Source organism: Mesorhizobium sp. M1E.F.Ca.ET.041.01.1.1, from assembly GCF_003997355.1.
Classification (GTDB): domain Bacteria; phylum Pseudomonadota; class Alphaproteobacteria; order Rhizobiales; family Rhizobiaceae; genus Mesorhizobium.
Genome location: NZ_RZSL01000318.1, coordinates 1 through 7,107, shown reverse-complemented (window position 1 = coordinate 7,107; position 7,107 = coordinate 1). Strand labels below are relative to the sequence as shown.

The following is a 7,107-nucleotide window of genomic DNA, read 5'->3' as shown; positions in this document are numbered from 1 at the left end:
CGGCCGCGATGGCCGCCTTGAATTCGACGGTGCGCGGGCGCAGCGTCGAACCGGTATGGACAAGGCGTTTGACCATGAGCTTTGCGAAGTCGGCGCTTGCGACAGCGCCGGCCTGCACCGCGATCTGGACGATGCGCCCTTCGATCGCCGCCGCATCGTAGTTGCGCGCCACATAGTCGCCGCCCACCATGTCGAGGATGACGTCGGCGCCCTTGCCCCCGGTTGCGTCCTTGACTTCGGCGACGAAGTCCTGCTCCCGGTAGTTGATCGCCCGGTCGGCGCCGAGCTTCAGGCAGGCGTCGCACTTCTCCTTGCTGCCGGCCGTGGTGACGACATAGGCGCCGAACGCCGAGGCCAGTTGGATGGCCGTGGTGCCGATGCCGGACGAGCCGCCATGGACGAGCAGCGTCTCGCCCTTCTTCAACCCGCCGCGCTCGAATACATTGTGCCAGACGGTGAAGTAGTTCTCCGGCACGGCGGCGGCTTCCGAATAGGTGAAGCCGGCCGGGATCGGCAGCACGCTGCCGGCGTGGACCTTGACATATTCGGCATAGCCGCCGCCGGGCGTCAGCGCGCAGACCCGATCGCCGATGCGCCAGCGCGATATCTCGTCGCCGAGCACGGCCACTTCGCCGGCCACCTCGAGACCCGGCAGGTCCGAGGCGCCAGGCGGCGGCGGATAGACGCCCTTGCGCTGCTGCACGTCCGGCCGGTTGACGCCGGCGGCGTGCACGCGAATGAGGATTTCGCCGGGACCTGGCGTGGGCACGTCGCGCGTCTCGGGCTTCAGCACCCTGGGGCCGCCCGGCTGCGAGATCGCGATGGCCGTCATCTTCGCCGGAATCTTCTGTCCGCTTGCCATGGTGTCCCGTCTCCTTGTGCCGTTGGCCGGCTATTTGCATCGGCGCCCTTGCCCTATGTATGCTGATTGCCAAATCAGGCAAATGGCCAAGTGAGGGAGGAGCGACGATGGCGATCTTCGACGACGAACCCAAGAAGAAGCCGCGCCCGCACGAGATCGGCCAGGATCTCTCGCTGCTGTCCGTCGACGAATTGTCCGAGCGCATTGCCCTGCTGCGCGATGAAATCGCCAGGCTGGAAGCCGAGCGGACAGCCAAGGGCACTACCAAATCAGCTGCCGAGGCGCTGTTTCGCCGCGGATAATCCCGGCGTCGTGCCCGTCTGCCCCGGAAAAGCCTGAAAGCGGCTGCCAGACCTTCGCTCCGAAACAGACCTGCGCTTCGAAATTTCCAGCCGGATCAGCCCATGTTCGCGACCTACCGACCGATCCTCTCGTTGCTGCGCGGCACCGCGTTCCTGCTGGCGGCGTCGGGCCTGCACGGCCTGCTGCTGCCGCTGCGCGGGCAAATGGAGGGATTCTCGACCGCCTCGCTCGGCCTGATGGGCACGGCCTGGGCCGGCGGCTTCGTCACCGGCTGCTTCTTCGCGCCGCGCCTTGTTCGCCGCGCCGGCCATGTCAGAGCGTTCGGCGCCTTTGCCGCCTCGGGGGCGATCATCGCGCTGCTTACCGGTCTCATCATCGACGAGTATTTCTGGATCCTGCTGCGCGCCTTCACCGGCTTCACCATGGCCGGCGCCTTCATGGTCATCGAAAGCTGGCTCAACGAAAAGGCCACCAACGAGAACCGCGGCACCGTCTTCGGCCTCTATATGATGGTCACCTATGCCTCGATCATGGGCGGCCAGATGATCGTCGCCGGCGGCGACGTGAAATCGGCCTCGCTGTTCATGATCACCGGCATCCTGTTCTGCCTGTCGCTCATTCCGACCGCCGTCTCGACGCAGTCGCATCCGAAGCCGCTGCAGGACGTCAAGCTCGACGTCAAAGGACTCTATGCCAATTCGCCGGTCTCGGCGGTGGCCTGCCTTCTGATCGGCATCGCCAATGGCGCCTGGGGTACGCTCGGCGCCGTCTATGGCGCCCGTATCGGCATCTCCACCGCCGAGATCGCGCTGATGATGAGCCTGGTGGTTGTCGCCGGCGCGGCCATGCAGCTTCCCGCGGGGCGGCTTTCCGACACGACGGACCGCCGCTTCGTGCTCGCTGGCGCCGCCTTCGGCGCGGCGCTCTTCGCGGTGCTGATCTTCCTGATCGAGCCGCATTCGGGCGTCTTCGTCATCGTGCTGACCGCCGCCTATGGCGCCTTCGCCTACACGCTCTACTCGATCGCCGTCGCGCATGCCAATGACCACGCGCGGTCGGAGGATTTCGTCAAGGTTTCGGGTGGCCTGCTTCTGCTCTACGGCTTCGGCACGATGATCGGACCGCTGCTTGCGGCCGCCCTGATGGGCTGGCTGCGGCCGGAAGGCCTCTTCCTTGCAACCGCGCTCGCCCATCTCGCTCTCACCGGCTACACGCTGCTGCGCATCCGCGCCCGCGCGCCGGTTCCGATCGAAAACCGCGATGCCTTCAAGACGCAGCCGGCCGATCGTGCGGTCACGCCGGAAGCCTTGCGGCTCGATCCGCGCACAAAGGTTGAAACCGACAGTTGAGATTTGGAGAACTTTGCCCCACAAATAAGGCATGATGTTTTCCGACGCCTTCGTGGCGATAGCCGATCCCAACCGGCGCTATCTCTTGGAAGAGCTCCGGCGCGGTCCCAAGACGGTGAACGAATTGGCAGCCGGGTTGCCCGTTTCACGCCCGGCCGTTTCGCAGCATCTGAAGGTCCTGCTCGACGCCGGCCTGGTCAAGGCCAGGGCGGAGGGCACCAGACGCGTCTACGCCGTCAGCAGCGCCGGCTTCCTCAGGCTCAACGTCTGGCTGGACCAGTTCTGGGAACTGTCGCCTGGAGAGTGATCGCTGGCCACCAGCCGGAGGCCTCAGTTCGCTGCCTGCAGCGCCGCCCCAAGCGCGTCGAGCAGTTCGCCCGTGCCATGCTCGCGTGTGCCCGGCTTATCGTGGCCGTCGAAGAAGGCTCCCTGCTCTGTCAGGATAAGTCGCGTGCCCTTGCCTTCCGCGATGAGCTCGATCGTCGCAAGCGACACCGAGACCCGGGTTTCGCCGAACAACAGCTCGTAGCTGTAGACGATGCGCCGGTTCGGCACGATGTCCTGGTAGACCGCGTTGTAGAAATGCATCTGCCCGTCGCTCGGGCAGCCGGCATTCACCTCCTTGCCGCCAACGCGGAAGTCCATCTCGTGCCGGTTGGGCTGCGGATTGTCCGGATCGACAAACCAGCGCTTCTTGGCCGTCGGATCGCTCAGCGCGAAATAGACCTTTTCGGGCGCCGCCGGATAGACGCGCTCGATGACAAAGGTGGAGTGGACGACGGATCGTTCGGTCATGACATATCCCTCAGGTTTCTAGCTTGGTTTCCGAAAGATATTCGCCAAGCCGGTCGAGCCGGCGCTCCCAGGCGAGCCGCCGCTCGTTGATCCAGTGCTCGGCGGCCCTGAGCGCCTTCGGATCGATCCGACAGGTGCGCACCCGGCCAAGCTTCTCGGTGCTCACCAGGCCGCTCGCCTCGAGGACGTTGAGATGCTGGACGACGGCCGACAGCGACATCGCCAGCGGCTCCGCCAGCTGACTGACCGAGGCCGGTCCGCGTGACAGCCGTTCCACCATCTGGCGCCGCGCGGGATCCGCGAGCGCCTGGAACATCAGGTCGAGCTGGGCGGGATCGTGCAGCATCTCGCTCTAACCGTTGTTGTAGGGGAAGAACTTGAAATAGGGCTGCGCCTCCTCGATCACGCGGGCGAAGGTGGGGCGCTCGAGCAGGCGATCATGATAGCGTTTCACGGTGGGGAATCTGTCGCCGAACGGCTCGACCTTGTTGGCATAGAACAGCGCCGGAGAGGCCGCGCAGTCGGCCATGGTGAAGGTCTCGCCGACCGCCCAAGTCTTTCCCCGCATCTCCTTCCCTCTCATCTCCTGTTCGATGATGGCGTAGGAATTGCGGAGCTGCTGGCGCGCCTGCTCGACCCCGAATGGATCGGTCTTGTCTTGCGGCCGCAGCCGGTCGCCGACGATCTTCTGCATCGGCTCCTGCACGTAGAAGTCGTAGAAGCGGTCGGACTGGCGAACCTTGATGGCGAGGTCGATGTCGGCGGGGATAAGCTCGACCGGCCCAGGATAGTAAGCGGCGAGATATTCGATGACGATGGTCGATTCCAGTACCGTGCGGTCGCGCGCATCGTCGCGTAGGGCCGGCATCTTGCCTGTCGGCGAAACCTTCAGGAAAGCCGCGCGCGATTGCTCGTCGCCGAGATCGACGATCACCGGCGTAAAGGGCGTGTCGTTCTCGTAGAACGCGATCAGCGGCTTCCAGCAGAAGGAAGCGAGCGGATGGAAATGCAGCGTCAGGGACATTTTTTCTCCTGTCGTCGGGCGCGCTTAATACTGAAGTGATCACTTAACTATTTTCATAGACCACCAGAGTCAAGGTTGATCCTCGCGGTTAGCGATGCGCCGCGATGGCTTCGATGATTTGCGGCCAGTCGTTGCGGTGCAGCTCGTGCCCGCCGCCTTCGATCCGCAACAGCCTGGCGCCGGGAACCGCATCGGCAAGCGCCTCGCCATGTTCGATCGGGAAGATCGGATCGGCGACGCCGTGGATAACGAGCAACGGCACCGCCAAATCCTTTATCCGCCGCTCCGGACCACCCTTGAGCAGGAAATGATTGGTGGCGCTGGCGAGGCCCCCGGAGCGATCGTAGTCCTCCTCGATCGCCGCGCGTGCGCGTTCCTTATCGAACGAGTGCCGGCTGCTCGCCAGCGCCCGCGCGTCCTTCACCATGTAACGAAGCACCTGATCCCGATCCGACCAATCGACATCGGCGCCTTCCGCCGAGTGCTCCTTGTAGGCTTGGCTTGTGCCGGGCAAACCAGACGTATCGACGCCGAGCGGCGAACTGGAGATCACCGTGAGCGCGCTGACGCGCGTCGGATATTTCAGCGCCACGATCTGCGCGATCATGCCACCCATCGACATGCCGACGACATGCGCCCTACCGATATTGTGATCGTCGAGCACGCGGATGGCATCGTCGACCATGTCCTCGAACGCATAGGGCGGCGTGCCCGGCCTGTATTTGGTCGACTGGCCGGTATCACGATTGTCGTAGCGGACGACGAAGCGACCGTGCCCGGCGAGCTGCCGGCAGAAGGCCTCGGGCCACCACAGCATCGAAGCCATGGCGCCCATGATCAAAAGGATCGCTGGATCGGCCGGATCGCCGAAGGTCTCCGAGACGATTTCAGGGCGCGGCAAAGCGGTCATCGTTCTCTTCTCCCAATCTGATTGCATTTTGCAATCAGTTGCACGATAATCAAACCGATATCATAATGCAACTGGTTTTTTGGAGACTGTCATGAGCATTGACCGCCGGTCCGGCTGCCCGATCAATCTGTCGCTCGAGGTTTTTGGCGACCGCTGGAGCCTGATCATCCTGCGCGACATGATCTTCGGCGGCAGGCGCCATTTCCGCGAGCTGCTCAACGGATCGCTGGAAGGCATCGCCTCCAACATCCTGGCCGACCGGCTGAAGCGGCTGATGGAGCTGGGCCTTTTGACCAAGGCCGACGATCCCAGCCACAAGCAGAAGGCGATCTACAGCCTGACCGAGATGGCGATCACCCTGGTGCCGATCATGGCGCATCTCGGCGCCTGGGGACGGGTATGGCTGCCGGTCAGCGAGGAGCTTTCGATCCGCGCCGAGCTGCTCGAAAAAGGCGGCCCGCCGCTGTGGGAGCAGTTCATGGACGAACTGCGCCACGAGCATCTCGGCGCGCCGGTGAAGACGCCGCCGGGCACGCCGACCGTGCGCCAGAAACTGCAGGCTGCCTATGAAGCGGCGGTCGCCCGCAAGGCCGAGGCCGCTGCAGGCTGACCGCGCCTAAAGCATGTCTCCCGAAAGTGGGAACCGGTTTCGGGACAAAGACATACGTAGAATCAAAAACCTAAAGCGCACGGAGCGAATCTGAAAGATCGCGACGCGCTTTAGCGCCGCAGGTCGCCGGGTGCCTTAGTTCAGATTGATGTCACGGCTGGCCGACCGCATCGACACCGAGAAGCCGGCGAGCACATCGAACAGCGCGATGATCATCAGCGTGAAGAACACCGAATGCGCCGCACCCTTCACCAGCAGGAACTCGACCAGGAACGCGATGAAGACCAGCGTCGACAACAGATGATCCAGGATCGATGCATTGGTGGTGCGCACCGATTTTGAGATCTCGATGAACAGGAAGATCAGCCCGATCAGCACCATCAGGTCGCCGAGCGTCATCGAGAAGACGCCGCCCGACATCATGCGGAACGAGAACATTTCGGTCATCCATGGATCGTCGCCGCCGCCGAACAGCCCGAGCAGTCCGAGATTGTAGAGGACGAAAGGCACGATGAGCAGCGGGATGGCACCGAACATCTGGGCGTCTCCAATGGGGCACCCTTTTGTAAAATCCGCGGCAGAGACGCCGTCAAGGTCTTTCGCGGCCGGCGTCGAACACGCTCTAAGACCTAATGAAATAAGGATGTCAGCCGGTTGCCCTTACCTTGCCGCAGCCTGCGCGATCCACTCCGAAATTCATCAACCATCTATCGAACGCAAAAAGACCGGCCAGAGGCCGGTCTTTGAAAACGTCACAAACCGTGGAAGCTTCTCAGCTTTCCTTCGGCTCCAGGACCTGGCGGCCGCGATACATGCCGGTCTTCAGGTCGATGTGATGCGGGCGGCGCATTTCGCCGGAATTCTTGTCCTCGACATAGGTCGGGGCCTTGATGGCGTCGGCCGAGCGGCGCATTCCGCGCTTCGACGGAGAGGTTTTTCTTTTTGGAACGGCCATGGATATGCTCCACTACATGGTCAAAATGCCCCGTGAACCCTCGCGAAAGGGCCGCATCGAGGCCATAATCTGAGAAAGTCGGGTGCCTATACACGCCTAGCGCCATTTTGGCCAGCGCTGTGGCAAAAATTTTTGCCGAACCAGCAAAAGAGCTAGGTGTGTCGAGATTCAGGTCAGGCCGAGCCGAGAACGGTGGCTTCCGAGAACCGGCCTACGCCGGCCGTAGCCTTCATGGAGCGGAGACCCTTATGAGGGCTTCGGCCGGCGAAGGCCGGAGCGGAGCGTACTTCAAGTACGTG

Annotated in this window: 11 protein-coding genes; 4 read left to right on the top strand and 7 right to left on the bottom strand. The window is 63.1% G+C overall.

Features of this window, described 5'->3' with window-relative positions:
* Positions 1 to 862: NAD(P)H-quinone oxidoreductase (locus EOA38_RS22935; RefSeq protein WP_145966034.1), on the bottom strand; the 862-nt coding region annotated here is incomplete at its 3' end.
* Positions 863 to 969: 107 nt separating this feature from the next.
* Between EOA38_RS22935 and EOA38_RS22930 the strand changes: the two genes are divergently transcribed.
* The 3 genes from EOA38_RS22930 (at position 970) to EOA38_RS22920 (ending at position 2,821) form a co-directional block, all read left to right on the top strand.
* Positions 970 to 1,164, top strand: a complete 195-nt coding sequence (locus tag EOA38_RS22930; protein WP_126091527.1) for a DUF1192 domain-containing protein — start codon at positions 970 to 972, stop codon at positions 1,162 to 1,164.
* A gap of 102 nt (positions 1,165 to 1,266) precedes the next feature.
* The gene (locus EOA38_RS22925) at positions 1,267 to 2,514 is read left to right on the top strand and encodes an MFS transporter (protein ID WP_127300323.1); all 1,248 of its coding nucleotides are present in this window, start codon (positions 1,267 to 1,269) and stop codon (positions 2,512 to 2,514) included.
* A 31-nt stretch (positions 2,515 to 2,545) separates the two neighbouring features.
* Positions 2,546 to 2,821 carry a metalloregulator ArsR/SmtB family transcription factor gene (locus tag EOA38_RS22920; protein WP_126091525.1) on the top strand — a complete coding sequence of 92 codons (276 nt, stop codon included), beginning with the start codon at positions 2,546 to 2,548 and terminating at the stop codon, positions 2,819 to 2,821.
* A 23-nt stretch (positions 2,822 to 2,844) separates the two neighbouring features.
* Here EOA38_RS22920 and EOA38_RS22915 read toward each other — a convergent pair whose 3' ends face one another.
* From EOA38_RS22915 to EOA38_RS22900, 4 genes are all read right to left on the bottom strand, one after another.
* Positions 2,845 to 3,309 carry an SRPBCC family protein gene (locus tag EOA38_RS22915; protein WP_127300322.1) on the bottom strand — a complete coding sequence of 155 codons (465 nt, stop codon included), beginning with the start codon at positions 3,307 to 3,309 and terminating at the stop codon, positions 2,845 to 2,847.
* A 10-nt stretch (positions 3,310 to 3,319) separates the two neighbouring features.
* On the bottom strand, positions 3,320 to 3,655 hold the full coding sequence (locus tag EOA38_RS22910; RefSeq protein ID WP_127300321.1) for a metalloregulator ArsR/SmtB family transcription factor: 336 nt from the start codon (positions 3,653 to 3,655) through the stop codon (positions 3,320 to 3,322).
* A gap of 6 nt (positions 3,656 to 3,661) precedes the next feature.
* Entirely contained in the window at positions 3,662 to 4,333 is a 672-nt protein-coding gene (locus EOA38_RS22905) for a glutathione S-transferase family protein (RefSeq protein WP_127300320.1), read from the bottom strand.
* 88 nt (positions 4,334 to 4,421) lie between these two features.
* A complete protein-coding gene (locus tag EOA38_RS22900; RefSeq protein WP_127300319.1) occupies positions 4,422 to 5,243 on the bottom strand; it encodes an alpha/beta hydrolase in 822 nt (273 codons plus the stop codon).
* Positions 5,244 to 5,334: 91 nt separating this feature from the next.
* Between EOA38_RS22900 and EOA38_RS22895 the strand changes: the two genes are divergently transcribed.
* Positions 5,335 to 5,853 carry a helix-turn-helix domain-containing protein gene (locus EOA38_RS22895; protein ID WP_126091520.1) on the top strand — a complete coding sequence of 173 codons (519 nt, stop codon included), beginning with the start codon at positions 5,335 to 5,337 and terminating at the stop codon, positions 5,851 to 5,853.
* 135 nt (positions 5,854 to 5,988) lie between these two features.
* Here EOA38_RS22895 and EOA38_RS22890 read toward each other — a convergent pair whose 3' ends face one another.
* A complete protein-coding gene (locus EOA38_RS22890) occupies positions 5,989 to 6,390 on the bottom strand; it encodes a hypothetical protein (RefSeq protein WP_042641631.1) in 402 nt (133 codons plus the stop codon).
* Between the two features lie 235 nt (positions 6,391 to 6,625).
* Complete coding sequence (gene rpmF / locus EOA38_RS22885; RefSeq protein WP_126091519.1) at positions 6,626 to 6,808, bottom strand: 50S ribosomal protein L32; 183 nt, start codon at positions 6,806 to 6,808, stop codon at positions 6,626 to 6,628.
* Positions 6,809 to 7,107: the final 299 nt, after the last annotated feature.